A 26,211-nucleotide genomic window follows, 5' to 3' on the forward strand; every position below is an offset into this window, starting at 1 on the left:
GTAGGTGAACTGATTCACTTGAAAGGGTTATTGCAGGGGGCGTGCCAGTTTTCATAAAGAGAAACAAAAAGCCGGTTTTAAACGCTGAAAGCCCCGAGATTCGGGGCTTTCGTGTTTTTTCGAAAGGGATTCGATTGCGAAAGCAGGCGGGGATTCGAAGCTGTTTTTGTGCGCGATTGCGGTTCACGGTGCATTGCGGCGGTGCACTGTTAACCCAAAAAGCATCGCGAGCAAGCTCGCTTCCACAGGGTTCGATGGTGTCTACACGATAGTGAAAACACCGAAAATCCACTGTGGGAGCGAGCTTGCTCGCGATTGGGCCTAACGATCAGCGAAGTACTAAAGGCTGTTTAGCCCTCATCCCCCTCATCATCATCCCCGCCATCTACCTTCATCCCCAATTCCTTGATCTTGCGCGTCAGGGTGTTGCGTCCCCAACCCAGCAAGACGGCGGCATCGCGGCGGCGACCGGCGGTGTGTTTGAGGGCGGTTTCGATCATGATCCGCTCGAAGGCCGGCACGGCGCTGTCGAGCAGGCTCGACTGACCACGGGCCAGCGCCTGGTCAGCCCACTGGCGCAGGGCCTGTTCCCAGTTGGTCACGGGCGCCGAGTCCTGAGGCAGGCTCAGCAGCTCCGGCGGCAGGTCGCTGATGTGCACTTCGCGACCCGAAGCCATCACCGTGATCCAGCGGCAGGTGTTCTCCAGCTGACGCACGTTGCCGGGCCACGGCAGGTTCTTCAGGTATTCCTCGGTTTCGCTTTTCAGCAGCTTTGGCTCGACTGCCAGCTCCTGGGCAGCGCGGCCGAGGAAGTGCTTGGCCAGGGTCGGGATATCTTCGCGGCGATCCGACAGGCGCGGGATATGGATGCGGATCACGTTGAGGCGGTGGAACAAGTCCTCACGGAACTTCCCGGCGTGTACCAGGGTTTCCAGATTCTGGTGAGTCGCGGCGATGATGCGCACATCGACCTTCACCGGCACATGACCGCCGACGCGGTAGAACTCGCCGTCGGCCAGTACCCGCAGCAGACGAGTCTGGGTGTCGGCGGGCATGTCGCCGATTTCGTCGAGGAACAGCGTACCGCCATCGGCTTGCTCGAAACGCCCGCGACGCAGGTTGGCCGCGCCCGTGAACGCGCCTTTCTCGTGGCCGAACAGTTCGGATTCCATCAGGTCTTTGGGGATCGCCGCCATGTTCAGCGCAATGAACGGCGAAGCGGCGCGCGGGCTGTGACGGTGCAGGGCGTGGGCCACCAGTTCTTTACCGGTACCCGATTCACCATTGATCAGCACGGTGATGTTGGAGTGGCTCAAGCGCCCGATGGCGCGAAACACTTCCTGCATCGCCGGCGCTTCGCCGATGATTTCCGGGGTGCGGGTCAGGGTCGGGGCAACTTCCAGGCCTTGTTGTTCCTGGGCGTGCTGGTTGGCGCGCTTGACCAGGGAAACCGCCTCGTCGACATCGAACGGCTTGGGCAGGTACTCGAAGGCGCCGCCCTGATAGGACGCGACAGCGCTGTCCAGATCGGAGTGCGCGGTCATGATGATCACCGGCAGCCGTGGGTGCTGTTCGCGAATCCGCGCCAGAAGCTCCAGGCCGCTGGCGCCGGGCATGCGGATGTCGGAGATGATCACGTCCGGCTGCTGACGCGCCAGGCGGCTCATCACGCCATCGGCGCTGTCGAAGCTTTGCGTGGTCATGCCTTCCTGTTGCAGGGCTTTTTCCAGGACCCAACGGATAGAACGGTCGTCATCGACGATCCACACGGTTTCACTACGGCTCATGTCGATGTGGCTCCTTGTTCCAGTGGCAGAAAGATCGAGAAGGTGGTGTGGCCGGGGTGGCTGTCACATTCGATCAGGCCCTGGTGCTGGCTGATGATGTTCTGGGTAATGGCCAGGCCCAGCCCGGTACCGTCCGGACGACCGCTGACCATGGGAAAGAAAATGGTTTCCTGAAGTTCTGCCGGGATGCCCGGACCGTTGTCGATGATTTCGATCTTGGTCACCAGGCGATGGCGCACGTGGCCGATGGTGAACTGGCGCATGGCGCGGGTGCGAAGGCTGATGCGGCCCAGGCGCAGTTCGTTCTGGGTGCTGATGGCTTGCATGGCGTTGCGCACGATGTTCAGCACGGCCTGAATCATTTGCTCGCGGTCGATCAGGACGTCGGGGATGCTTGGATCGTAGTCGCGCACCAAGGTGATGCAGCCCTGGCTTTCGGCCTCCACCAGATGGCAGACGCGCTCAAGCACTTCATGGACATTGCACATGGCTAGCGACGGCAGCTTGTTGGAGCCGAGCATGCGGTCCACCAAGTTACGCAGGCGGTCGGCTTCTTCGATGATGACGTTGGTGTAGTCGCGCAGGCTTTCTTCCGGCAGTTCCCGGGCCAGCAATTGTGCCGCGCCGCGAATCCCGCCCAAGGGGTTCTTGATTTCATGGGCAAGGCCGCGAACCAGCATCTTGCTGGTTTCCTGTTTCGACAGCTGTGCTTCTTCCTTGGTGATCCGCAACAGGCGGTCACGGGGGTGGACTTCGAGCAGCAGCATCGTGTCGCCGTTGCTCAGAATCGGCGTTACCGCGTAGTCGACGGTCAGGGTCTGGCCGGTGAGGGCGGTGAGCATGGCCTCGCGCTTGGTGAACGGGTGCGCTTGCTCGACGGCCTGGCGCAACGAGTTCAGCGCCTCGGTCGATTCGGTAAACAGCTCGCTGATGAACTGCCCATGGCTACGCTGGCCGCTGATGGCCAGCAGCATCTCCGCCGCCGGGTTCATGTACTCGAGGCGCAGTTCGGCATCAAGCAGGATGGTGGCAGTGGTGAGGTTGTCGAGTAGCAAACGGTGGAGTGCGTCGCTAATGGTCATCGGGACCTCTTTTAGGGCAGAGCATGCGCAAAAAAAACGCTGGTACGGGCAAAATGCAAAAACCAAACCAAGGCTCCGAAAAGAAGCGTTCAGCGCCTGAAACAGGCGTTTGACGCTCGTTTGCGTGGCGTTCTGCCAGCTTTCGCGGGTACTTTCGAACCAAAATGGGTTGGAATGTGAGTACGGTGCAATCTATTGCACCAATATAGTGCGCAAACCTGAACGAGGTTAGAAAAGTCTCAGGAAAGGATTTTTTTCTTCGCCGGGTTTGTCGCTGAGCGGGCATTCCGGCCGCTGGCCGTAGTCTTCGAGAGTGCAGGGTTTGATCCTGCGCTTCTGGGCGAGAGACGTGCGCTGCATGTGGAAAGGCTGGCTGGCGGTGCGTTCGACGATGCGTCCCTGTTCGTCGAGGATTTCCACGGACAGGGTATGGCTGCCGCGATCGATGTTGCTCAAGGCGAACACCGGGCTCAGGCCGGGTTCGGCGGTGGGCTGGCCGTCGAGCAGTAACCGGTAGCGGTGACCGGGTTGCAGGGCAGGTTCGTTGGTCGCGCTGACGATGACTTCGCCGGTGTTGCTGCGGATGGTTGCGTCGGGTTCCGGGATCAGGATGCGCAGCACCTCATAGTGGAACAGCGCTTGTACTTCGGGACTGCTCTGGGCAATCAACGGCGCTGCGCTGGTGGGGTTGGCCGCTATTCGATTGGTCGTTGTCAGCGGCACGCGCCTGGCGTCGCCGGGTTTGGGCTGGTCGGTGAATACCCGATTGCCCTGGGCGCCGACATACATGAAGACCTCTGCCGAAGTGGGCAGGGCTATCAGGCAGGCGATCAAAAGCCAGGCCTTCAAGGCTTGTGCACCCGCTGTACGGTGAATGTCACCGCAGGGCTCTGCTGTACAACGTTTTCGCCATCGATCACTTGCACGGCGAGGCGGTGCTCGCCGCGATCGATGTTCACCAGTTGCAGGGTCGGCACGTTGCCTGGCTGGCCGTAGGGTTGACCGTCCAGCAGCAGGCGCAACAGGTGGGGCCCTTGCAGGCGCGGCTGGATCAGTACTGTTACGGTGAACGTGCCGTTGTTGGCGCGCAGGGCTTCGGTGCTGGGCAGGCCTGTCAGCTCCAGCGCTTCATAGGTCTTGTGGGGTTGTTCTTTACGACCGGTCTCGGCAGCAGGTGCGACTTCGCCGGCAGGCTGGCGCTCGACGCTGTTGAGGGGCGGCAATTCGACCGGTTGGACGCTGACTCCGTCAGGCGGTTGATTGCTGTACGCGGTGGCACCGTTGGCGTCCGTGTACTTGTAGATCTGCGCCGTGGCGGGCAGAACGATCAGCAGCGGGATGAAGAGAAAACCACGACCCATGGAATCGACCGGAAACGAAAGCATTGGGTTGCAGCATAGGCCAGGCTGGGTGGTTATCCCAAGCCGCTAAATATTTGGATATGGTCTGCGAAATATTCACAGCGCCACAAATCCCACAGGGTCCATCGTCAATCATCGAAATGTGGGCAATAAAAAGGCCTCCCGAAGGAGGCCTCTTTTTGTCACGCCGCGTATTGCGACGCTACCGGATCAGCAGCTGTAGTACAGCTCGTATTCCAGTGGGTGTACGAAGGTACGTACCTTGATTTCTTCTTCGCTTTTCAGGGCGATGTAAGCGTCGATGAAGTCGTCGCTGAAAACGCCGCCTTTGGTCAGGAACGCACGACCTTTGTCCAGCTCTTCCAGGGCTTCTTTCAGGCTGCCGCAAACTTGTGGGATCTCTTTGGCCTCTTCAGGCGGCAGGTCATACAGGTTTTTGTCAGCTGCGTCGCCAGGGTGGATCTTGTTCTGGATGCCGTCCAGGCCAGCCATCAGCAGTGCGGCGAAGCACAGGTACGGGTTGGCAGCCGGATCCGGGAAGCGTGCTTCGATACGGCGGGCTTTCGGGCTCGACACGTAAGGAATACGGATCGAAGCGGAACGGTTGCGAGCCGAGTAGGCCAGCATCACTGGAGCTTCGAAGCCTGGAACCAGACGCTTGTAGGAGTTGGTTGCCGGGTTGGTGAAGCCGTTCAGGGCCTTACCGTGCTTGATGATGCCGCCGATGAAGTACAGGGCGGTGTCGGACAGGCCGGCATAACCTTCGCCAGCGAAGGTGTTCTTGCCATCTTTCCAGATGGACATGTGTACGTGCATACCCGAACCGTTGTCGCCGTACAGAGGCTTAGGCATGAAGGTAGCGGTGCGGCCGTAGGCGTCGGCTACGTTGTGCACGACGTACTTCAGGGTTTGGGTTTCGTCGGCTTTCTTCACCAGGGTGTTGAACTTGACGCCGATTTCGTTCTGGCCGGCAGTCGCCACTTCGTGGTGGTGAACTTCGACGGTCAGGCCCATCTCTTCCAGTGCGTTGCACATGGAGGTACGGATTTCGTGGTCGTGGTCGAACGGCGGAACCGGGAAGTAGCCGCCTTTGACGCCTGGACGGTGGCCTTTGTTGCCGCCTTCGATGTCCTGGTCGGACATCCACGAACCTTGTTCAGAGTAGATCTTGAACATGGAGCCGGAAATGTCGGACTTGAACTTCACCTGGTCGAAGATGAAGAACTCTGGCTCTGGACCGGCGTATACGGTGTCACCGATTGCGGTGGCTTTCAGGTGCTCTTCAGCGCGCTTGGCGATCGCACGTGGGTCGCGGTCGTAGCCTTGCATGCTCGAAGGTTCGATGATGTCGCAGACCAGGATCAGGGTCGGTTCTTCAGTGAACGGATCCAGAACAGCGGTGGAGTCGTCCGGCATCAGGATCATGTCGGAGGCTTCGATTCCTTTCCAGCCAGCGATGGAGGAACCGTCGAACATTTTGCCGACTTCGAAGAAGTCGTCATCCAGCGCATCGCGAGCCGGCATGGTCACGTGGTGCTGAGTGCCTTTGGTGTCCGTGAAGCGCAGATCAATCCACTTGACGTCATGATCTTTGATGAGTTGAACCGACTTCGACATAGTGTCCTCCGGGTGGCTTCGGGCTAGTAGTGGATGCCCTTAAATGTGGGTGATGCCGGCGCGAATACTCTGCCAAGGCAACCTGCCTCACAAGGGAGCAAATTGCATGCCAGTGCCCCACCATGGGTTTTTTGCCCCAATTTCACGCCTGTCAGGCGGAAAAGTACCTTAAAGCGGAAAAACACGCCCTACAATGTGGCGCTCATTTCAATAAATGACCTGTTTTGGTGCGCGCGAAACCTTCTGCACATTAACTGGTTAAACCTTGAGCAATTTCCGCTATAATCCGCGCCCCCCTTTTTCGGCAGGCCATGCGCGCGCTGTTTCCATGAAATTAATCGTAAAAGTCTTCCCCGAGATCACCATCAAGAGCCGCCCGGTACGGATGCGTTTCATCCGTCAATTGGCCAAGAACATCCGTGCCGTGCTCCGCGATCTGGACCCGGCCGTGGTGGTGAACGGCGTGTGGGACAACCTCGAGCTGGAAACCCGCGTCAGCGACCCCAAGGCCTTGAAGGAGATGGGCGAGCGCCTGAGTTGCATGCCGGGCATCGCGCATTTCCTGCAGATCGATGAGTACCCGCTGGGCGATTTCGACGACATCGTTGAAAAGTGCAAGCAGCACTACGGTGATGCACTGGCCGGCAAGATCTTCTCGGTGCGTTGCAAGCGCGCCGGCAAGCACCCGTTCAGCTCGATCGATATCGAAAAATATGTCGGCAGCCAGTTGCGCCGTCAGTGCGGTGCCGCCGGAATCGACCTGAAAAAGCCGGAAATCGAAGTCCGGATCGAAGTTCGCGACCAACGGTTGTTCGTGATCCACAGCCAGCACAACGGCATCGGCGGATATCCGCTGGGCGCGCTGGAGCAGACCCTGGTGCTGATGTCCGGTGGCTTCGACTCCACCGTGGCGGCCTACCAGATCATGCGCCGCGGCCTGATGGCGCATTTCTGCTTCTTCAATCTGGGCGGACGTGCCCACGAACTGGGCGTCATGGAAGTCGCGCATTTCATCTGGAAGAAGTACGGCAGCTCCCAACGCGTGCTATTTGTCAGTGTGCCGTTCGAAGAAGTGCTGGGAGAAATTCTTGGCAAAGTCGATAACAGTCATATGGGCGTAGTATTGAAGCGTATGATGTTGCGCGCTTCCTCCCAAATTGCCGATCGACTGCACATTGAGGCGCTGGTCACTGGTGAGGCGATCTCCCAGGTATCGAGCCAGACACTGCCGAACCTGTCAGTGATCGATTGCGTGACCGACAAGCTGGTGTTGCGTCCGCTGATCGCGAGCCACAAGCAGGACATCATCGACCTGGCCAACGAAATCGGCACCGCCGATTTCGCCCGGCACATGCCGGAGTACTGCGGCGTCATCTCGGTCAACCCGAAGACCGCGGCCAAGCGCTATCGCGTCGAGCATGAAGAGAAAGAATTCGATATGGCGGTACTCGAGCGTGCGCTCGAAAACGCCAAGCTGGTGCCGATCGATCGCGTGATCGATGAACTGGGCCAGGATTTGCAGATTGAAGAAGTCAGCGAAGCGCTGGCCGGTCAGATCGTCATCGACATCCGTCATCCGGATGCCGCTGAAGACGACCCGCTGGACCTCGCTGGCATCGAGGTACAAACGATGCCGTTTTATGCAGTGAACGCTCGTTTCAAGGAACTGGACCCTACTCGCCAGTACCTGCTGTATTGCGACAAAGGCGTGATGAGTCGCCTGCATGCCCACCATTTGCTCAGTGAGGGGCATGCCAATGTGCGCGTTTATCGACCGAGCTAAGTGCCCGGGGCTGTTTGCCTGTGGCCTGCGTCACCGGCCCCCCGATGCCACCGTCAAGCTGTAACGGCTTTCACGGACGCTACTGTTAATCGCTGCCAAGACTTGTCAGCACACCGAATCCTCTGATCGAGATACACAAGTGATCGAAAATCTACGCAACATCGCCATCATTGCCCACGTTGACCATGGTAAGACCACCCTGGTAGACAAACTCCTGCGTCAATCCGGCACCCTGGAGCGCAACGAGCTCAACGACGAGCGCGTGATGGACTCCAACGACCAGGAAAAAGAGCGCGGTATTACCATTCTGGCGAAAAACACCGCCATCAACTGGAACGGCTACCACATCAACATCGTGGACACCCCGGGCCACGCCGACTTCGGCGGCGAAGTTGAACGCGTAATGTCGATGGTCGACTCCGTTCTGCTGCTGGTTGACGCTCAAGACGGCCCTATGCCGCAAACCCGTTTCGTGACCAAGAAGGCTTTCGAAGCCGGCCTGCGTCCAATCGTGGTCATCAACAAGGTTGACCGTCCAGGCGCGCGTCCGGACTGGGTTCTGGACCAGATCTTCGACCTGTTCGACAACCTGGGTGCTACCGAAGAACAGCTGGACTTCAAAGTCGTCTACGCCTCGGCCCTGAACGGTATTGCCGGTCTGGACCACACTGAAATGGCTGAAGACATGACCCCGCTGTACCAGTCGATCGTCGACAACGTACCAGCGCCGAAAGTCGACCGTGACGGTCCGTTCCAGATGCAGATCTCCGCACTGGACTACAACAGCTTCCTGGGTGTGATCGGCGTTGGCCGTATCGCTCGCGGTCGCGTCAAGCCGAACACTCCGGTCGTGGCTATCGACGCTGACGGCAAGAAGCGCAACGGTCGTATCCTGAAGCTGATGGGTCACCACGGCCTGCACCGCATTGACGTTGAAGAAGCTTTGGCTGGCGACATCGTCTGCATCAGTGGCTTCGACCAGCTGTTCATCTCCGACACCCTGTGCGACCCACTGAACGTCGAAGCGATGAAGCCGCTGACCGTTGACGAACCAACCGTTTCCATGACCTTCCAGGTAAACGACTCGCCTTTCTGCGGTAAAGAAGGCAAGTTCGTGACCAGCCGTAACATCAAGGAACGTCTGGACAAGGAACTGCTGTTCAACGTTGCTCTGCGCGTTGAAGAAGGCGACACCGCCGACAAGTTCAAAGTCTCCGGCCGTGGTGAGCTGCACCTCTCGGTACTGATCGAAACCATGCGTCGCGAAGGCTTCGAAATGGGTGTTGGTCGTCCGGAAGTGATCATCCGTATGGTTGATGGCGTCAAGCACGAACCGTACGAAAACGTGACCATCGACCTGCCGGAAGAATCCCAGGGCGCGATCATGGAACAGATCGGTATCCGTAAAGGCGACCTGACCAACATGGTTCCGGATGGCAAGGGCCGTGTGCGCCTTGAGTACAACATCCCGGCCCGTGGTCTGATCGGTTTCCGTAACGAGTTCCTGACCCTGACCTCCGGTGCAGGCATCCTGACCTCGATCTTCGACCGTTACGACACCATGAAGTCCGGTGACATGTCCGGCCGTCAGAACGGCGTCCTGGTATCGGTTGCTACCGGTAAGGCACTGACCTACTCGCTGGAAACCCTGCAGTCGCGTGGCAAGCTGTTCATCGAACACGGCCAGGACATCTATGAAGGTCAAATCGTTGGTCTGAACAGCCGCGACAACGACCTGGGTGTTAACCCAACCAAAGGCAAGAAGCTCGACAACATGCGTGCTTCGGGTAAAGACGAAACCATCGCTCTGGTTCCGCCTGTACGCTTCACTCTGGAGCAAGCTCTGGAATTCGTACAAGAAGACGAGCTGTGTGAAGTCACGCCTAAGTCCATCCGTCTTCGCAAGAAGATCCTGGGCGAAAGCGAGCGTACCCGCGCTGCCAAGAAGTCCGGTAACTAAGTCATTTAGTTAGCTGACAAAAAAACGCCCCCGACCGCAAGGCCGGGGGCGTTTTTGTTTGTCTGCGATTTACTCGATTACTGTGGCGAGGGGGCTTGTCGGATCGCCGCACCGTCCCGTTCGGCTGCGTAGCAGTCGTAAAATCTTGGGGTCGCTTCGCAACCCGGCGGGAGCAAGCTCCCTCGCCACAGATGATGCAATACGGATCAGAACCGCTCGATACTCCGCGAATGACGCTCGCGCTCCACTTCCTTGGGCTTGTACGCGCAATATCCCGGCCGCGGGCCGATTTTCGGGTGATTGCGACAGGTATCCGGGCGCTTTTCATAAATAGTGCACAGACGGCTCTTACGATCCAGGTACAGGCAATCGTTGTTACTCATGCGCTGGAGGGTAAAGATTCCTGATTTCTGGTTGAAGCGTTCGACCAAACCTTCCTTTTGCAGGCGCTTGGCGATGTTCTTCGGCGGATCACCCAGCTCGAATTCATCGACCACGCCGATGCGGATCAGATCCTTGATCTTGACCTCGACGGGCAGGGTGCAGCAGCTGGACATGCACGAGCCGCACATCGGGGCAGAGTACTTGGCCCAGGTATCGAGGCGGTCGATCTCTGCGGCAGCGATCAGGTTCGGCTTCATCATCGTTTGTTACCAGCGTGTGCATCAGGGCGCGCGATCATACCGGGACTGGTGGATTTTTGAACAACCTTTCGCCAGTTTTTTTCGCAGGTGGTGCAAACAACCGGAAAATAGGCACGGGCCCTGCATTGATTCAGGCACAAGACAACGCAATGTCGATCCAGCTCGTATTCAAAGGAAAAACTGCCGAACCAGAGCCTCTACCGCCTGTCAGACCGTCTAGGCTCAGACAACTCCAAGCTCGCTCGAGGTCCTATCGATGACTCAAGAACCACTTGTTCGCGAAGCAGAGGTGGCCGCATTCCGCGACGCCGTCTTGACCAAACTCACTTATGCAGTGGGTAAAGACCCGGATCACGCCTTCGACCACGACTGGTTCGAAGCCATTGCCCTGGCCGCGCGGGACCACATGGTCGAGCACTGGATGGACCACACGCGGCAGATCTACCGCAAAGGCCAGAAGCGCGTTTATTACCTCTCCCTGGAATTCCTCATCGGCCGGCTGCTCTACGACAGCCTGAGCAACCTTGGCCTGCTCGACGTGGCCCGCGAAGCCCTGACCGAACTCGGCGTCGACCTTGAGCGCATCCGCCTGCTGGAGCCCGATGCGGCGCTGGGCAACGGCGGCCTGGGACGTCTGGCGGCGTGTTTCATGGAAAGCATGTCGACCCTCGGCATCGCCGGTCATGGCTACGGCATTCGTTACGAACACGGCTTGTTCCGCCAGGCCATCGTCGATGGCTGGCAACAGGAGCAGACCGAACACTGGCTGGATTTCGGCAACCCCTGGGAGTTCGAGCGCCCGGAGGTGGTTTACCCGATCGGCTTCGGCGGCGGTGTCGAGACCGTGACCGATGACAGCGGTAAGTCCAGGCAAGTCTGGCACCCGGCGGAAACCGTACGGGCCATTGCATATGACACGCCGGTGGTCGGTTGGCGCGGGGCAAGCGTCAACACGCTGCGGTTGTGGCGCGCCCGGGCCATGGAAGATCTGCATCTGGAGCGTTTCAATGCCGGCGACCACCTGGGCGCCGTGGCCGAAGTAGCCCGGGCCGAAAGTATCTCCCGGGTGCTGTACCCGGCGGACAGCACCGAGGCCGGCCAGGAATTGCGCCTGCGCCAGGAGTATTTCTTCGTCGCCGCCTCGTTGCAGGATCTGCTGCGCCGCCATCGCAACATGCACACCTCGGTGCTGACCCTCGGCGACCACGCGGCGATCCAGCTCAACGACACCCACCCTTCGATTGCCGTGGCTGAACTGATGCGGCAACTGGTCGACGTCTATGACGTGGCATGGGATGCGGCGTGGCAAGTTACTGTCGACACGCTTTCCTACACCAACCACACGTTGCTCCCCGAAGCGCTGGAAACCTGGCCGGTGGGCTTGATGGAACGCATGCTGCCGCGGCACATGCAGATCATTTACCTGATCAACGCCCAGCACATCGACTCCCTGCGGGCCAAAGGCATTCACGACTTCGACGTGCTGCGCGCGGTGTCGCTGATCGAGGAAGACAACGGACGCCGGGTGCGTATGGGCAACCTGGCGTTTCTCGGTTCCCACAGCATCAACGGTGTGTCCGGATTGCACACGCAACTGATGCGACAAACGGTGTTCTCCGAACTGCACAAGCTCTACCCGGAGCGGATCAACAACAAAACCAACGGCATCACCTTCCGCCGCTGGCTGTATCAGGCTAACCCCGAGCTGACCTCGATGCTGGTCGATACCCTTGGTCCTGAAGTGCTGGATAACCCGGAAGAGCGTTTGCTCGCCCTCGAACCGTTCGCCGAGAAAAGTGCATTCCGCAAGGCGTTTGCCGAGCAACGCCTGCACAGCAAGAAAGCCCTGGCGTACCTGATTCATGAGCGGTTGGGCGTGGCGGTCAACCCGGCGGCGATGTTCGACGTGCAGGTCAAGCGGATCCACGAATACAAACGCCAGTTGCTCAACCTGATGCACACCGTGGCGTTGTACCAGGCGATTCGCGCGGAACCTGAAATCGACTGGGTGCCACGGGTGAAGATCTTCGCCGGCAAGGCGGCCGCGAGTTATCACCAGGCCAAACTGATTATCAAACTGACCAACGACATCGCCCGGGTGGTGAACAACGACCCGACCGTGCGCGGCTTGCTCAAAGTGGTGTTCCTGCCCAACTACAACGTCAGCCTGGCGGAGAGCATCATTCCGGCGGCGGATTTGTCCGAGCAGATCTCCACCGCCGGTTTCGAAGCGTCAGGCACCAGCAACATGAAATTCGGGCTGAACGGCGCGCTGACCATCGGCACCCTGGACGGGGCCAACGTGGAAATGCGCGACCGCATCGGCGCCGAGCACATGTTCATCTTCGGCCTCAGCGCGCAGCAGGTAGAGGCGCGCAAGCAGAATCATGAATTCAGCGCGGTGCCGGATATCGCTGCCTCCCATCGTTTGAACGATGTGCTGCAAGCGATTCGTGGCGGGGTGTTCTCGCCGGATGATCCGTCCCGTTACACCGGGTTGATCGATTCGCTGGTGGACTACGACCGCTTCCTGGTCTGCGCCGACTTCGATTCCTACTGGCACGCCCAGATGCGCGTCGAAGCCCATTGGCACGATTCGAAGGAGTGGTGGCGCTCGGCGGTGTTGAACACGGCGCGGATGGGCTGGTTCTCGTCGGACCGGACCATTCGCGAGTACGCCACGGAAATCTGGAAGGCACTGGAGTAAGTCTTCAGGCAGGTGGATATACTGGCGCGCCGAAAAATATCCCAGCCTTCGGCAGCTCCTGCAGGATCGCGTAATACCGCGACTATGTAGGAACTGCCGAAGGCTGCGATCTTTATGGATACGGCTGAGCTAATCTTTCCGGATTGGCCAATGGGCTTAGGGATATCGACCATGCAATGGATGTTCATGCTGATAGGGCTGGTGCTCGGCTGGATACTCGACGAGTCATTCAGCGATGCGCTGCTGGGCGCGTTACTCGGATTGGGTATCGGCCAGGCCCTTCGCTTGGCTCGCATGGACTCGCAGGCCGTCGAGCAGCAGCGTTTGCTGGAGCAGGCGCAGGTAGCGCTGCACGCGGTCGAGCAACGGCTGGCGCTGCTCGAAGCATCGGGCGTCAAGGCGCCGGAAACCCGCGAGCCGCTTGTCTCACCTGAAACCATCCTCGATGAAGCACCGGCTGCAGCCCCGGAGCTGGTCTGGGAGCTGCCGCCCGAACTCGAACCGATCACCGCAGCGGCCACCGAAACCGGTCGTGCGCAGCCCGCCGATGCCTGGAAGGCCGAGACGACCGCTCGCGAGGCACAACCACCTGTCCCCCCGCGAGATCCGAACCTCATCGACCGCGCCATCAGCCGGGCCCGCGCCTGGTTGTTCGGCGGTAATACAGTGTTGCGGGTCGGCGTGGTGCTGCTGTTCCTCGGCCTGGCCTTTCTGCTGCGCTATGCCACCGAAGGCGTGGTGGTGCCGATTGAATTGCGTTACGCAGGCGTTGCGGCGGCAGCCTTGGGGTTGCTCGGCTTGGGTTGGTGGTTGCGAACGCGCAACAGCAGTTATGCGTTGATCCTGCAGGGCGCCGGGATCGCCGTGCTGTACCTGACGGTGTTTGCCGCGATGCGCCTGCATCCGCTGCTCGACCCTTCGGCGGGGTTTGGCTTGCTGGTGGCGGTGACAGTCTGTTCGGCGATTCTCGCCATTACCCAGGACTCCCTGGGGCTGGCCGCCGCTGCCGCACTGGGTGGCTTCGCCGCGCCCATCCTGGCCTCCACCGGCGCTGGTAGCCACGTCGCGTTGTTCAGCTACTTTGCCCTGCTCAACGCCGGCATCTTCGGTATCGCCTGGTTCAAGGCCTGGCGGCTGTTGAATGTCATCGGGTTCAGCGGCACCTTCGGCATCGGTTTCGCCTGGGGCCTGCGCTCCTACTCGCCGGAACTGCTGTGGAGCACTGAGCCGTTTCTGATTTTGTTTTTCCTGATGTACCTGGCCATTGGTCTGCTGTTCGCCCGACGCAGGCTGCTGGAAATGAGCGATGCACCGGTAGAGGGCAGTCGCGAATCGCTGCTGCAGTGGTCGGCGCGCAAGGGTGACTATGTCGACGGCACGCTGTTGTTCGGTCCGCCGCTGGCGGGTTTCGGCTTGCAGTTCGCACTGGTGCAGCATCTGGAGTTCGCAACGGCGTTCAGTGCCTTGGCGCTGGGCATGATTTACATGGGGCTTGCCCGTTGGCTGATGGCCGGGTGCACGCTGTTGCTGGGGGAAACCTGCCTGGCCTTGGGTGTGATCTTCGCGAGCCTGGCGATTCCGCTGGGGCTCGATGCACGCTGGACGACAGCGGCGTGGGCGGTGGAGGGCGCGGGTATCTTCTGGCTCGGCCTGCGCCAGCAAAGGCCCTTGGGGCGGGCTTTTGCCTTGCTCCTGCAACTGGGCTCGGCGCTAGCGTTTCTCAGCGAGCTGCATGACAGCGAGAGCAGCCTGCTCGGCGGTGTACCGCTAGGTGCGCTGTTACTGGGCGTCGCGTTGCTGTTCAGCTTCTACCAGTTGCGTAAAGCCTTGCCGGAGCAGATCAGGCCTTGGGAGCTCAAAGGCCTGCCAGTCCTGGCGTGCCTCGGGCTGGCGTTTCTCTATTTGCTGGCGCCGTTGTTTTTCTTCAGCCACGGCACGGTGATCAGTTGGGCCCTGGCCGGGGCGCTGACCTTGTTGGTTGGCTTGCGTCTGCCATCGCGCACCTTCGTGTTCACCGCGCTCGCTGTGCAGCTGTTGGGCGGCGCGCTGTTCCTGACGGCAGGACCGCTGTTCAGTGAAGGGCTGAATCCCTTGGCACATGCTGGATTCTGGGCGCCGCTGGTGTTGGGGTTGGCGGCGATGGTCGGGGCCTGGCGTTTGCAGATTGGTCATTCGCTCGGAGCGTTGGAAGGGCTGAGCCTGTTGCGATTGTCCCAGGCGCTGCTGGTGTGGGGCGCAGGCTGGTGGGCGCTGGCCTGGGGCATCGAAGTGCTGCATTTTGCGCCGTTGCCGATGCGGGCGACTTTGTTGTTGGGCATCGCTGCCGTGAGTGTGGCGCTGTGGACAGTATTGGCGCTGCGCCTGAAATGGCCGTCACTGGGGGTACTCGGCACGGTTTTGATTCCCGCGGCGGCACTGGTGCTGCTCGCGGCCTGGCATTCGCGTTATCACCCGGCGGCCAACTTTGGCTGGCTGGCGTGGGCCGCCGTGTTCGTCGTGCATTTCATGTCCCTGCGACGCCTGGCGCCCATGCTGCCGGTGCGCGTGACGAGCGTCGCCCATGTGCTCGGCTGTTGGCTATTGATGGGTGTATTGGCTCTGGAGCTGCGTTACGGCTTGCTGGTGTTGTCCGAGCAATACAACGCCTGGCGCTGGTTGGGTTGGGCGATTCTGCCCAGTCTGTATCTGGTGCTGATGGCGGCACCTCGCGCGTGGCCTTGGCCGGTGTCGGCGTATCCGCGCGAATACCGTGTATACGCCGCCGCGCCGCTGGCGTTGTTGATGCTCGGCTGGTTCTGGCTGGCGAATGTCGCCAGTGACGGCAACGCCGAGCCACTGCCCTACGTGCCATTGATCAACCCGCTGGAGCTGGGCCTGTTGTTCGCGCTGTTCGGCGTCTATGTCTGGTCCCGCAGCGCCATGACACAACTGGCGGTTCGCGAGGATTACGCCGCCATCGCCACGCAAGGGGTCGCAGGTGCCTCGTTGTTCGTGTTCTTTACGGCATTGGTAATGCGTACGGCGCACCATTGGAGTGGGGTGCCGTTCGAGCTGGATCTGTTGCTGGAATCGATGCGGGTGCAAGCCGGCCTGTCCATCGTCTGGACCTTGATGGCCCTGAGCCTGATGATCGGCGGTCATTTGCGTCGCCGCCGTGAAGTCTGGCTGATCGGCGCTGCCTTGATCGGCGTGGTCGTGGCCAAGCTGTTCTTTGTCGAATTGAGTAATCGCGGCGGACTGGCGCGGATCGTGTCGTTTATCGGTGTCGGCGTGTTGCTGCTGGTGGTGGGCTATTTCGCCCCGCTGCCACCTAAGCGCGCCGAAGCTGTGCCGGATGTCGAGAAACCGGTCCCGGAATCCGAAGGAGTGTCATCTTGAGTCAGAAGCTGAACCTGGGTTGGCTGGGCGCTGTTGCCATGGGTGTGATGTTGTCGGCGGTTGCCCAGGAAAAACCGGCGGACTTCACCACCCAAGTGCCTTTGTCGGTGACGGGTGAGGGCCCCTGGTATCGCCTTGAACTGCCCCTGAACATACAACTGAATGCACGGCAGGCCGACCTGAGCGACGTGCGTGTGTTCAATGCCGTGGGCGATGTTCAGGCTTATGCCTTGGCCCGGGAGTCGGCGCGGAGCAATGAAACGCGCACCTTGAACGAGGTGAAATGGTTTCCGTTGTACAACTCGTTGGACGCTACTGAAACCGCACCGAGCGTGCGGGTGCAATCGAGCACCAACGGCACATTGGTCCAGGTGCAGCCCTCCAGTCCGCTGGAGGCGGGTGAGGAGGAGCTGCGCGGCTGGTTGCTCGACGCTTCGGCTATCAAGGCGCCTTTGCAGCAGTTGATTCTCGACTGGACCAGCGAGCGCGACGGCTTCCAGCGTTTTACCGTCGAAGCCAGCGATGATTTGCAGCAATGGCAGTCCTGGGGCGAAGGGCAGGTGGCGCGCCTGACCTTTTCCGACGAGCGGGTCGAACAGCATGAAGTCAATCTGCCGGGCCAGTCGGCGCGCTACCTGCGGTTGCTGTGGATCACACCGCATTCGGCACCGACACTGACTTCTGCGCAATTGCAGAGCGCCACTATCCGCAGTCTGCCGCTGCCGTTGGTCTGGTCCCAGGGGTTGGCCGGCAGCAGCGTGAAGGCGGGTGAATACACCTGGCAGTTGCCGATGGGGCTGAATGTCGAGCGGGTGCAGGTCGAGTTGAGCCAGCCCAACAGCCTGGCACCGGTGAGCCTGGCCGGCCGGCGCGACAGCAGCCTGCCATGGCAGTCGTTGAGCAGTGGTTTGCTCTATCGCCTGACCCAGAATGATCAGGACGTGGTGCAAAACGAATTGCAGCTGTCAGGGCAAATCGTCCAGCAATTGAAACTGACCGTGGACGAGCGCGGCGGCGGCCTGGGTGATCAGGCGCCGACGCTGAAGTTTGCCGTGCGTGCCACGCAACTGGTGTTCCTGGCGCGCGGGCCGGGGCCTTACACGCTGGTCGTGGGCAATTCGACGGCGAAGGCGGCGAACTTGCCGCTGTCGACGCTGGTTCCGGATTACAGCCCGGCGAAGCTCGCGACCTTGGGTCGGGCCATGGTGGATGTCGGGGCGGTGGTCTCGAATGCATCGACAGTGAAAACGCTGGCGACGACGGACACCCAGTGGAAGAAGTTCGGCTTGTGGGCGGTGTTGTTGCTCAGTGTCTTGTTCCTGGCGGCGATGGCGTTCAGTTTGCTGCGTAAACCGCCGGTCAAACCCTAGGCTGGCGCTTCGCGCCAGATCGCGGGCTTGCCCGCGATAGCGGTATATCAGTCAGTAAAGATGCTGATATGACCGCTACTTTCCGGCTCACCCCCAGCCCTTTTCCAACTACGCTCATCCCCGCACATGAACTCTCTTCAGCCGATCACGTCTGATAGGAGGAAATGCGCCCCGACTCGCGTTAAACTGCGCGGGTTTTTAGCCCCCCCATTCCACCGGAGCCTTCCATGTCCCGCGTTACCTTGAGTCGCTATTTGATTGAGCAGACCCGCAGCAACAACACTCCTGCCGATCTGCGCTTCCTGATCGAAGTGGTGGCGCGTGCCTGCAAGGAGATCAACCACGCCGTGTCCAAAGGTGCCCTCGGCGGCGTTCTGGGCAGCATGGACACTGAAAACGTCCAGGGCGAAGTGCAGAAGAAGCTCGACGTGATCTCCAACGAGATCCTGCTCGAAGCCAACGAATGGGGCGGTCACCTGGCCGGCATGGCGTCCGAAGAAATGGACAATGCCTACCAGATCCCGGGCAAATACCCGAAAGGCGCGTACCTGCTGGTATTCGACCCGCTGGACGGTTCGTCGAACATCGACATCAACGCCCCGGTCGGCACCATCTTCTCGGTACTGCGTTGCCCGAACGAATACCTGAGCCAGAACGAGCCTTTGAACGAAAAGGCTTTCCTGCAGCCAGGCACCCAGCAAGTGGCCGCCGGTTACGCGATCTACGGTCCGCAGACCATGCTGATCCTGACCCTGGGCGACGGCGTGAAAGGCTTCACCCTGGACCGTGAAATGGGCAGCTTCGTCCTGACCCACGAAAACATCACCATTCCTGAAGCCACCCAGGAATTCGCCATCAACGCTTCCAACCAGCGTCACTGGGAAGCACCGGTACAGCGCTACGTCAGCGAATTGCTGGCAGGCGATGAAGGCCCGCTGAAAAAGAACTACAACATGCGTTGGGTTGCCGCGATGGTCGCCGACGTACACCGCATCCTGACCCGCGGCGGTCTGTTCATGTACCCACGCGACAGCCGCGAGCCGTCGAAGCCGGGCAAACTGCGCCTGATGTACGAAGCCAACCCGATGTCGTTCCTCGTGGAGCAAGCGGGCGGCGCGTCCACCAACGGCCACCAGCGCATCCTCGACATCCAGCCGGAAGGCCTGCACCAGCGTGTTGCGGTGTTCCTCGGTTCGAAAGAAGAAGTTGCCCGCGTCACGGCTTACCACAAGGAATAAACCATGACCACGCCCTGGCAGCCGTTGCTTGATTGGTGGTTCGGAAGCTCCGGGTCAGCGAGGGAAGTGGCGGCGCAGAAGGGCAAGTTGTGGTTTGGCAAGCGCGACAGCCAGGACCTCGAAGCGCGTGAGCGTTTCGGGGACCAGGCCGAGCAGGCACTGGCCGGCGGATTGACCGAGTGGATGCAACGTCCCGAAGGTTGGCTGGCCCTGGTGCTGTTGCTCGATCAAATCCCGCGAATGATCTTTCGCGATACACCAAAAGCATTCTCCGGCGATTCCCGCGCACAGAAACTGGTAGCCCAAGGCATTGCCGCGGATTTCGATCGGCAGTTGCAGCCGATTCAGCGGGTGTTCATCTACCTGGTATTCGAGCACAGCGAGAATCTCGCGGTGCAGAACGAAGGTGTCTCGCGTTACATCGAGTTGGTGGCGCAGCAGCCTGAAAGTGATCGAGCCCTGTTTGCCGATTACCTGGATTACGCCGAGCGGCATCAGAGGGTGATTGCGCAGTTTGGGCGGTTTCCCCATCGCAATGCGGTGTTGGGAAGGGAGTCTACGGCTGAGGAGTTGGCGTTTCTCTCAAAGCCTGGTTCACGGTTTTAAATCTTCATTGTGGCTGATGCCGCCATCGCGAGCAGGCTCGCTCCTACAGTGGATTTGTGAACGCCACAGATCAAGTGTAGGAGCGAGCCTGCTCGCGATGGGGCCTTCAGCAGCGCCTTAGATCCTGAAACTACCCACCAACTGCTTCAACCGCGCCGCCTGCTGCTCAAGATCGGCACACGCACGCAAGGTCGACTGCAGGTTCTCCACACCTTCCTGGTTCAGCGTGTTGATCTCGGTGATGTCGACGTTGATCGACTCCACCACCGCCGTTTGCTCTTCAGTGGCGGTGGCGACCGACTGGTTCATGCCATCGATCTCACCGATGCGCTGGGTCACGCTGCCCAGGCGTTCGCCCGCCTGGTTGGCGATACCGACGCTGCTTTCGCTCTGCCGCTGGCTGTCGGTCATGATGCCCACCGCTGCCCGGGCGCCGACTTGCAGCTCTTCGATCATCGTCTGCACTTGCTGCGCCGAGTCCTGGGTGCGGTGAGCGAGGTTGCGCACCTCATCGGCCACCACCGCGAAACCACGCCCGGCCTCGCCAGCGCGTGCCGCTTCAATGGCCGCGTTTAGTGCCAGCAAGTTGGTTTGCTGGGAGATGCTGGTAATCACTTCCAGGATCTGCCCGATGTTGACCGTGTTGCTGTTGAGGGTCTCGATGTTGCCGCACGAATCGCTGATCTTGGCCGACAGCTGCTGCATCGCCGCGATGGTTTTATCCACCACCTGTTGGCCGTCTTCGGCCAAGCTGCGGGCATCGCTGGAATGTTGCGAGGCCAGGGCGGCGTTCTGGGCGATTTCCTGGGCGGCGGCACCGAGTTGGTTGATCGCCGCGGCCACGCTGCTGGTGCGCGAGGCTTGCTGGTCTGAGTTGTACATCGAAGAGTTCGACGCGGCGACCACACGCAGCGCCACCTCGTTGACCTGTCCCGTGGCCGAGGATACTTCGATGATCGAGGTGTGAATGCGCTCGACGAAGCGGTTGAATGACAGTCCCAGCGCGCCGAATTCGTCGTGGCCGTGAATGACCAGGCGTTTGGTCAAGTCACCTTCGCCTTCGGCGATGTCGTGCATGGCGCGGCCCATGGTCAGCAGCGGCTGCATCAACAGGCTGATCAGCATGCCCAGCAACACAATGATGATCACCACGGCAATCACCATGGCGATGATCGCCGAGGTGCGGAATTCGCTGAGCATCGAGAACGCGGTGTCCTGGTCGAGCACCAGCGCTACGTACCAGTCCGCCGACGGTACGCCGTTGACGTGGGTGAAGGAGATGAATTGGCGCTTGCCGTCGATTTCGACTTCTTTCATGCCCGGGCTGACTTTCGGCGCACCGTTGGAGTAGGCCTCGGTCAGGTTCTTGAGTACCAGCTTGCTGTCCGGGTGAATCAGGATCTTGCCGTCGGCACCGACGATGAACGCATGGCCGTGACCGCCGAAGTTCAGCGAATTGATGATCGCACTGACGCTGGACAGGTCGATGTCGGCGCCGGCGACGCCGATCATCTGGCCCTGGTGCTGCACCGGGGTGGCGACTGTGATCACCAGCTTGCCGGAGGAGGCGGCGATGTAGGGTTCGGTGACGATGGTCTGTTGCGCACTATTGGCCGCCTTGTACCAGCCGCGGGCGCGCGGATCGTAGTCCGCCGCGCGGTTGCCCGCCGGGACCGAGAACATCACGCCGTCGGCGCCACCGAAGTAACTCAGCTGGAAATTGCCGGTGTAGGCGGGCAGGTCGATGATTCGTTTCAGGCCAGCGGGAGCATTGCCGTCGGCGTTGATCTGTTGGGCCATCGACTGCAGCAATTGCATGCGGCTTTCCAGCCAGGTCTGGATGTTTCTGGTGGTCAGGCTGCCGAGTTCCTGCATCGAGGCTTCGGTACTGTTGCGCAAGGTTTCGCGCTGGCGATAGTCGTTGAACAGGATGAAACAAGCGAATGCGACGGCCACCACGAGGGCGGCAGCCAGCAATATCTTGTGGCTGAACTTCATGTTTCTGGTCATGGATGAGCTACCGCAGAAGGGCTGTTCTACAAAATGGGGGAGCAAATGCCACCGACGTGGCTTTGCGTTGCATTTATGTCGACTGAACGGCGCCAAAGATTAGGCGGGTTTTCTGAAAAACGACGAAATGCTCGGTAAACAGGCAAAGTGGCTGATTTTCGGCAAAAGGTAGACGAGTGGCCCGATAAATAGCCTGCCTGGCAGGGAACCTGACAGGGGTTTTCTCTTCTAAGCTTCAGCTTGGCAGCCATGCCAATCCCCTACGCCCCCGGAGTTTCACCATGTCGTTGCGTTCCATCGCCCTGCTTTCGTTCTGCGTATTGCTCGCTGCCTGCAGCAAGGTCAATCAGGAAAACTACTCGAAGCTCTCCGCCGGCATGGCCAAGGCCGATGTGGAGACCCTGTTGGGCAAACCCGCCGATTGTTCAGGCGCGCTCGGCATGTCCAGTTGCACCTGGGGCGACAAGAACAGCTTTATCAGCGTGCAGTTCGCCGGTGACAAAGTGCTGATGTTTTCCGGCCAAGGCCTGAAGTAAACCGGGGCGATCGCCCACGGGAGAAAAACAATGAAGCGGTTATTGATCATCCTTTTTGCCGGCCTGGTGTTGGCCGGCTGTGCCTCGTCTGGCCAGGACACATTGGCCCCCAAGACGGTCAAAAGCGTCAATCTCAAGCGCTACCAGGGTACCTGGTACGAGCTGGCTCGCATGCCGATGTACTTCCAGCGCGACTGCGCGCAGTCCGAAGCCCACTACACGCTCAAGCCCGACGGCAACGTCGCGGTGTTGAACCGCTGCCTGACGGCACAATGGCAATGGGAAGAGGTCAAGGGCACGGCTTTTCCACAGGTGCCCGGCAAGAACGACAAGCTGTGGGTCGAGTTCGATACCTGGTTCTCCAGGCTGATCCCGGGTACGGCGAAGGGCGAATATTGGGTGCTGTACGTCAGCGATGACTACAAGACCGCCATTGTCGGTGACCCGAGCCGCAAGTATCTGTGGCTGTTGTCGCGCACGCCAACCGTGAACGGTGTGGTGCGTGAGGAGCTGCTGAGCAAGGCGCGCCAGCAGGGTTACGACACCACGCGGCTGATCTGGCGGGCGTCGGAACAGCAGATGGCCGAGACGTCCAACTGATACATGTAACCCTGTGGGAGCAATCGAGCGTCGACCGGCTGCTCCCACAGGTTTTTGTATCAGCCTAAAAGTTCGCGCAGTACCTGGGTGAAGGCGCGGCTGCTTTCTTCCTCGTCAGCATGCCGCCCGTCACGCACCACCCACTGGCCATTCACCAGCACATCCCGCACCTGGCGATCGCCACCGGCAAACAACCAGCGGTTGAGAATTCCGTCGCCGCTGGCTGTTGCCAGGTACGGATCGTTGCCGTCGAGCACCAGCCAGTCGGCGCGCTTGCCGACTTCCAGCGCGCCAATCGGCTGACCCAGCGCCTGGGCACCGCCATCCAGCGCCGCATCGAACAGCGTACGCCCGACCATCGGCTGATCCGCGCCATACAAACGATTACGCCGCTGGTCGCGCAGACGCTGGCCGTATTCCAGCCAGCGCAATTCTTCCACCACGCTCAACGACACATGGCTGTCGGAACCGATGCCCATGCGGCCGCCCTGGGCTAGGAAATCCACCGCCGGGAAAATTCCGTCGCCCAGGTTGGCTTCGGTGGTCAGGCACAGGCCGGCGATGGCACGGCTCTTGGCCATCGACGTGACTTCTTCCGGGTTGGCGTGGGTCGCGTGGACCAGGCACCAGCGCTGATCGACGTCGACGTTTTCGTACAGCCATTGCAGCGGACGACGACCGCTCCAGGTCAGGCAGTCGTCGACTTCCTTCTGCTGCTCGGCGATGTGGATGTGCACTGGGCATTGCTTGTCGCTGGCCGCCAGCACTTCGCTGATCTGCTGCGGCGTGACCGCGCGCAGCGAGTGGAAACACAGGCCCAGGGCTTGCGCCGGCTGCTGCGCCAGGGCCGGTTGCAGGCGCGATTGCAGCTTGAGGTAGTTTTCGGTGCTGTTGATGAAGCGGCGCTGACCTTCGTTCGGGGTCTGGCCGCCGAAACCGGAGTGGCTGTAGAGCACTGGCAGCAGGGTCAGACCGATACCGGCGGAACCCGCGGCCTGGCTGATACGCAGGGCCAGTTCGGCCGGGTCCGCGTAAGACTGGCCGTTAATGTCATGGTGTACGTAATGAAATTCCGCCACCGATGTGTAACCGGCCTTGAGCATTTCGATGTACAGCTGACGGGCGATGACGCCGAGTTGTTCCGGGCTGATTTTTCCGACGAGGCGATACATCAGGTCGCGCCAGGTCCAGAAACTGTCGTTCGGATTGCCCGCCACTTCCGCCAGCCCGGCCATGGCCCGCTGGAAGGCGTGGGAGTGCAGGTTCGGCATGCCAGGCAGCAGCGGACCGCTTAGCCGTTCGGCGCCATCTGCGTTGGAATCGGCCTGGATATGGGTCAATACGCCGTCGGCGTTGACCTCAAGACGTACATTGTTGGCCCATCCACTAGGCAGCAGCGCGCGTTCGGCAAAGAAGGCGGACATGGTTCAGCACCCCATCGTGTGTTATTTGTATATACATATACAGACGTTTGCCTGCCCGGTAAACTCCGGCAAGCTAGCGACATCTACTAAACGACCAAGGATTAACCGTGCCGACTCCGCCTACAGTCTCTCCGTTGGCCGCGAACATGGGCGACAGTCCGGCGCCCTTGTACGCCCGCGTCAAACAAATGATCACCCAGCAAATCGACAGTGGAAACTGGCCGCCGCACTATCGCGTTCCGTCGGAAAGCGAACTGGTCAGCCAGTTGGGCTTCAGCCGTATGACCATCAACCGCGCCCTGCGCGAGATGACTGCCGATGGCCTGCTGGTGCGCATGCAAGGCGTCGGCACGTTCGTCGCCGAGCCGAAAAGCCAGTCTGCCCTGTTTGAAGTGCACAACATCGCCGACGAAATCGCTTCTCGCGGTCATCGCCACACCTGCAAGGTCATCACCCTTGAAGAAGAGGCCGCCGGCTCCGAGCGCGCCCTGGCCCTGGACATGCGCGAAGGGCAGAAGGTGTTCCACTCGCTGATCGTGCATTTCGAAAACGATATCCCGGTGCAAATCGAAGACCGTTTCGTCAATGCGCTGGTGGCGCCGGACTACCTCAAGCAGGACTTCACCCTGCAAACGCCTTACGCCTACCTGAACCAGGTCGCGCCGCTGACCGAAGGCGAGCACGTGGTCGAGGCGATCCTGGCCGAGTCGTCCGAATGCAAGTTGCTACAGATTGAAAAGGGCGAGCCGTGCCTGCTGATCCGTCGCCGCACCTGGTCCGGTCGTCAGCCAGTGACCGCCGCTCGCTTGATCCACCCCGGTTCCCGTCATCGTCTGGAAGGTCGGTTTCATAAATAGAGAGCCATAAATGAGTATCGCAAAGCTTTTACGCGCCAAAGACTACCCACGCATGCCGTGGAAAAGCGGCGGCGGCAGCACCGAAGAAATTACCCGCGATGCCGGCACCGGCCTGGATGGCTTTGGCTGGCGTCTGTCGATTGCCGACATTGGCGAATCGGGCGGCTTTTCCACCTTTGCCGGTTATGAGCGGGTAATCACCGTGTTGCAAGGCGAGGGCATGACCCTGACGGTGGATGGCCAGGACACTCGGTCACTGTTACCGCTGGACCCGTTTGCCTTCAGCGGTGAAAGCAAGGTTTCCTGCACATTGCTCGGCGGTCCGATTCGCGATTTCAACCTGATTTACGCGCCGCAGCGTTACGCTGCGCGGTTGCAGTGGTTGAGTGGCGAGCAGCGGTTTTTCAGCTCGGCGGGTACGGTGTTGGTGTTCAGCATCAGCGATGCGCTGGAAGTGGTGGTCGGTAACAGCGCTTCGAAGCTCGGTCGGCATGATTGCCTGCAACTCGACGGTAACACTGGCCTGCTGGAAATCTCCGTTAGTAGCCCATGCTGTGTGATTGAGCTGGCCGCACACTGATTACCAGGCCAATGAGCCTCTCTGTGGCGAGGGAGCTTGCTCCCGCTGGAGGCCGAAGGACTCCAAATTCCGGCGGATGTCGGTTTTGGGCCGCTTCGCAGCCCAGCGGGAGCAAGCTCCCTCGCCACAAAAGCATTCACACTTCTTGTTTCCAAAGCCGCACCAACTTGTTACCGAACGCCCCAGCGTGGCGCAAAACCACGCTCAAGTAACAAAACCTCCTCGCCACAAAAATCCCCCGTAAAACTTTTCATCTTCGCCAGAACCCTTGCTCCAGGCGCTCTCCAGCCGTTTCAGGATTTTTCTTGAATGCTCATCCAACAAGTTGGCCGCTTGATTGCATATGCTTGTATGTACAAGTAAAGACGTATGCGTATGAGTCACGAGGACTCAACCATCGTCCACTGATTCGCCGGTGTGCATTGATGCCCATTGGCTTGCTCGCCCACTGCCTGGGTTGGTTTGGATTGATTGCTGAGGAGTCTTTTTCGTGACTGACATTAAACCTACTAAGTTTCGTGACGTTGAAATCCGTGCCGCACGTGGTAACAAGCTGACCGCCAAGAGCTGGCTGACCGAAGCGCCGCTGCGCATGCTGATGAACAACCTCGACCCGGAAGTCGCCGAGAACCCTAAAGAACTGGTGGTTTACGGTGGTATCGGTCGCGCTG

General features: G+C 60.1%; 19 protein-coding genes and 2 pseudogenes. 12 read left to right on the forward strand and 9 right to left on the reverse strand.

Going from position 1 to position 26,211, the window contains the following annotated elements; translation table 11 throughout:
* Positions 1-350: 350 nt before the first annotated feature.
* The 5 genes from ntrC to glnA all read right to left on the reverse strand — a co-directional run bounded on the left by ntrC (position 351) and on the right by glnA (position 5,847).
* The gene (gene ntrC / locus KGB07_RS13045) at positions 351-1,787 is read right to left on the reverse strand and encodes a nitrogen regulation protein NR(I) (protein ID WP_223465562.1); all 1,437 of its coding nucleotides are present in this window, start codon (positions 1,785-1,787) and stop codon (positions 351-353) included.
* A complete protein-coding gene (gene glnL / locus KGB07_RS13050) occupies positions 1,784-2,869 on the reverse strand; it encodes a nitrogen regulation protein NR(II) (protein WP_008047753.1) in 1,086 nt (361 codons plus the stop codon). Before glnL ends, ntrC begins: the two co-directional genes overlap by 4 nt.
* A gap of 228 nt (positions 2,870-3,097) precedes the next feature.
* The gene (locus KGB07_RS13055; protein ID WP_046040884.1) at positions 3,098-3,718 is read right to left on the reverse strand and encodes a DUF4124 domain-containing protein; all 621 of its coding nucleotides are present in this window, start codon (positions 3,716-3,718) and stop codon (positions 3,098-3,100) included.
* The gene (locus KGB07_RS13060; protein WP_223465572.1) at positions 3,715-4,230 is read right to left on the reverse strand and encodes a DUF4124 domain-containing protein; all 516 of its coding nucleotides are present in this window, start codon (positions 4,228-4,230) and stop codon (positions 3,715-3,717) included. The genes KGB07_RS13055 and KGB07_RS13060 overlap by 4 nt, the downstream gene beginning before the upstream one ends.
* A gap of 210 nt (positions 4,231-4,440) precedes the next feature.
* Positions 4,441-5,847: a type I glutamate--ammonia ligase gene (glnA, locus tag KGB07_RS13065; RefSeq protein ID WP_008002929.1), complete on the reverse strand. Its 1,407-nt coding sequence runs from the start codon at positions 5,845-5,847 to the stop codon at positions 4,441-4,443.
* A gap of 328 nt (positions 5,848-6,175) precedes the next feature.
* On the opposite strand from glnA, the gene thiI reads away from it, so the two are divergent.
* Positions 6,176-7,630: a tRNA uracil 4-sulfurtransferase ThiI gene (thiI, locus tag KGB07_RS13070; protein WP_046041318.1), complete on the forward strand. Its 1,455-nt coding sequence runs from the start codon at positions 6,176-6,178 to the stop codon at positions 7,628-7,630.
* A gap of 139 nt (positions 7,631-7,769) precedes the next feature.
* On the forward strand, positions 7,770-9,590 hold the full coding sequence (gene typA / locus KGB07_RS13075) for a translational GTPase TypA (protein WP_046041316.1): 1,821 nt from the start codon (positions 7,770-7,772) through the stop codon (positions 9,588-9,590).
* Positions 9,591-9,796: 206 nt separating this feature from the next.
* Here the strand turns inward: typA and KGB07_RS13080 are convergent, their stop codons facing one another.
* Positions 9,797-10,234 (reverse strand): YkgJ family cysteine cluster protein, encoded by a 438-nt coding sequence (locus KGB07_RS13080; protein ID WP_046041314.1) that lies wholly within the window; start codon positions 10,232-10,234, stop codon positions 9,797-9,799.
* A 256-nt stretch (positions 10,235-10,490) separates the two neighbouring features.
* Between KGB07_RS13080 and KGB07_RS13085 the strand changes: the two genes are divergently transcribed.
* From KGB07_RS13085 to KGB07_RS13105, 5 genes are all read left to right on the forward strand, one after another.
* Positions 10,491-12,941 (forward strand): glycogen/starch/alpha-glucan phosphorylase, encoded by a 2,451-nt coding sequence (locus KGB07_RS13085; RefSeq protein WP_046041313.1) that lies wholly within the window; start codon positions 10,491-10,493, stop codon positions 12,939-12,941.
* Between the two features lie 171 nt (positions 12,942-13,112).
* Positions 13,113-16,319 (forward strand): DUF2339 domain-containing protein, encoded by a 3,207-nt coding sequence (locus KGB07_RS13090; protein WP_223465563.1) that lies wholly within the window; start codon positions 13,113-13,115, stop codon positions 16,317-16,319.
* Complete coding sequence (locus tag KGB07_RS13095; RefSeq protein WP_223465565.1) at positions 16,316-17,689, forward strand: DUF3999 domain-containing protein; 1,374 nt, start codon at positions 16,316-16,318, stop codon at positions 17,687-17,689. Before KGB07_RS13090 ends, KGB07_RS13095 begins: the two co-directional genes overlap by 4 nt.
* A 227-nt stretch (positions 17,690-17,916) precedes the next feature.
* Positions 17,917-18,927 carry a class 1 fructose-bisphosphatase gene (locus tag KGB07_RS13100; RefSeq protein WP_046041307.1) on the forward strand — a complete coding sequence of 337 codons (1,011 nt, stop codon included), beginning with the start codon at positions 17,917-17,919 and terminating at the stop codon, positions 18,925-18,927.
* A gap of 3 nt (positions 18,928-18,930) precedes the next feature.
* Positions 18,931-19,533 (forward strand): DUF924 family protein, encoded by a 603-nt coding sequence (locus tag KGB07_RS13105; protein WP_046041304.1) that lies wholly within the window; start codon positions 18,931-18,933, stop codon positions 19,531-19,533.
* A gap of 117 nt (positions 19,534-19,650) precedes the next feature.
* Here the strand turns inward: KGB07_RS13105 and KGB07_RS29690 are convergent, their stop codons facing one another.
* Together KGB07_RS29690 and KGB07_RS29695 are read right to left on the reverse strand one after the other, a co-directional pair.
* Entirely contained in the window at positions 19,651-20,415 is a 765-nt protein-coding gene (locus KGB07_RS29690) for a methyl-accepting chemotaxis protein (RefSeq protein WP_404942359.1), read from the reverse strand.
* Between the two features lie 93 nt (positions 20,416-20,508).
* Positions 20,509-21,543 (reverse strand): annotated as a pseudogene (locus KGB07_RS29695) (cache domain-containing protein); the annotation flags it as partial.
* Positions 21,544-21,824: 281 nt separating this feature from the next.
* Between KGB07_RS29695 and KGB07_RS13115 the strand changes: the two are divergent.
* Both KGB07_RS13115 and KGB07_RS13120 read left to right on the forward strand, forming a co-directional pair.
* A complete protein-coding gene (locus tag KGB07_RS13115; protein ID WP_007975531.1) occupies positions 21,825-22,079 on the forward strand; it encodes a hypothetical protein in 255 nt (84 codons plus the stop codon).
* 30 nt (positions 22,080-22,109) lie between these two features.
* A complete protein-coding gene (locus KGB07_RS13120) occupies positions 22,110-22,679 on the forward strand; it encodes a lipocalin family protein (RefSeq protein WP_046041300.1) in 570 nt (189 codons plus the stop codon).
* 59 nt (positions 22,680-22,738) lie between these two features.
* Here the strand turns inward: KGB07_RS13120 and KGB07_RS13125 are convergent, their stop codons facing one another.
* Complete coding sequence (locus tag KGB07_RS13125) at positions 22,739-24,103, reverse strand: formimidoylglutamate deiminase (protein ID WP_223465567.1); 1,365 nt, start codon at positions 24,101-24,103, stop codon at positions 22,739-22,741.
* Between the two features lie 146 nt (positions 24,104-24,249).
* Here KGB07_RS13125 and hutC point away from each other — a divergent pair, with 146 nt between their 5' ends.
* From hutC to KGB07_RS13140, 3 genes and pseudogenes are all read left to right on the forward strand, one after another.
* Positions 24,250-24,960, forward strand: a complete 711-nt coding sequence (gene hutC / locus KGB07_RS13130; RefSeq protein ID WP_173677901.1) for a histidine utilization repressor — start codon at positions 24,250-24,252, stop codon at positions 24,958-24,960.
* Positions 24,961-24,970: 10 nt separating this feature from the next.
* Positions 24,971-25,540 carry a HutD family protein gene (locus KGB07_RS13135; RefSeq protein ID WP_223465569.1) on the forward strand — a complete coding sequence of 190 codons (570 nt, stop codon included), beginning with the start codon at positions 24,971-24,973 and terminating at the stop codon, positions 25,538-25,540.
* A 490-nt stretch (positions 25,541-26,030) separates the two neighbouring features.
* A pseudogene (locus KGB07_RS13140) lies at positions 26,031-26,211 on the forward strand (urocanate hydratase); the annotation flags it as partial.

The organism is Pseudomonas sp. GL-RE-26, assembly GCF_019956275.1.
GTDB classification, from domain to species: Bacteria; Pseudomonadota; Gammaproteobacteria; order Pseudomonadales; family Pseudomonadaceae; genus Aquipseudomonas; species Aquipseudomonas grandcourensis.

Coding starts and splice junctions, on each gene's coding strand:
- ntrC (WP_223465562.1), bottom strand. CDS start 1,787: ATGAGCCGTAGTGAAACCGTGTGGATCGTCGATGACGACCGTTCTATC.
- glnL (WP_008047753.1), bottom strand. CDS start 2,869: ATGACCATTAGCGACGCACTCCACCGTTTGCTACTCGACAACCTCACC.
- KGB07_RS13060 (WP_223465572.1), bottom strand. CDS start 4,230: ATGGGTCGTGGTTTTCTCTTCATCCCGCTGCTGATCGTTCTGCCCGCC.
- glnA (WP_008002929.1), bottom strand. CDS start 5,847: ATGTCGAAGTCGGTTCAACTCATCAAAGATCATGACGTCAAGTGGATT.
- thiI (WP_046041318.1), top strand. CDS start 6,176: ATGAAATTAATCGTAAAAGTCTTCCCCGAGATCACCATCAAGAGCCGC.
- KGB07_RS13080 (WP_046041314.1), bottom strand. CDS start 10,234: ATGATGAAGCCGAACCTGATCGCTGCCGCAGAGATCGACCGCCTCGAT.
- KGB07_RS13085 (WP_046041313.1), top strand. CDS start 10,491: ATGACTCAAGAACCACTTGTTCGCGAAGCAGAGGTGGCCGCATTCCGC.
- KGB07_RS13090 (WP_223465563.1), top strand. CDS start 13,113: ATGCAATGGATGTTCATGCTGATAGGGCTGGTGCTCGGCTGGATACTC.
- KGB07_RS13100 (WP_046041307.1), top strand. CDS start 17,917: ATGTCCCGCGTTACCTTGAGTCGCTATTTGATTGAGCAGACCCGCAGC.
- KGB07_RS13105 (WP_046041304.1), top strand. CDS start 18,931: ATGACCACGCCCTGGCAGCCGTTGCTTGATTGGTGGTTCGGAAGCTCC.
- KGB07_RS29690 (WP_404942359.1), bottom strand. CDS start 20,415: ATGTACAACTCAGACCAGCAAGCCTCGCGCACCAGCAGCGTGGCCGCG.
- KGB07_RS13115 (WP_007975531.1), top strand. CDS start 21,825: ATGTCGTTGCGTTCCATCGCCCTGCTTTCGTTCTGCGTATTGCTCGCT.
- KGB07_RS13120 (WP_046041300.1), top strand. CDS start 22,110: ATGAAGCGGTTATTGATCATCCTTTTTGCCGGCCTGGTGTTGGCCGGC.
- KGB07_RS13125 (WP_223465567.1), bottom strand. CDS start 24,103: ATGTCCGCCTTCTTTGCCGAACGCGCGCTGCTGCCTAGTGGATGGGCC.
- hutC (WP_173677901.1), top strand. CDS start 24,250: ATGGGCGACAGTCCGGCGCCCTTGTACGCCCGCGTCAAACAAATGATC.
- KGB07_RS13135 (WP_223465569.1), top strand. CDS start 24,971: ATGAGTATCGCAAAGCTTTTACGCGCCAAAGACTACCCACGCATGCCG.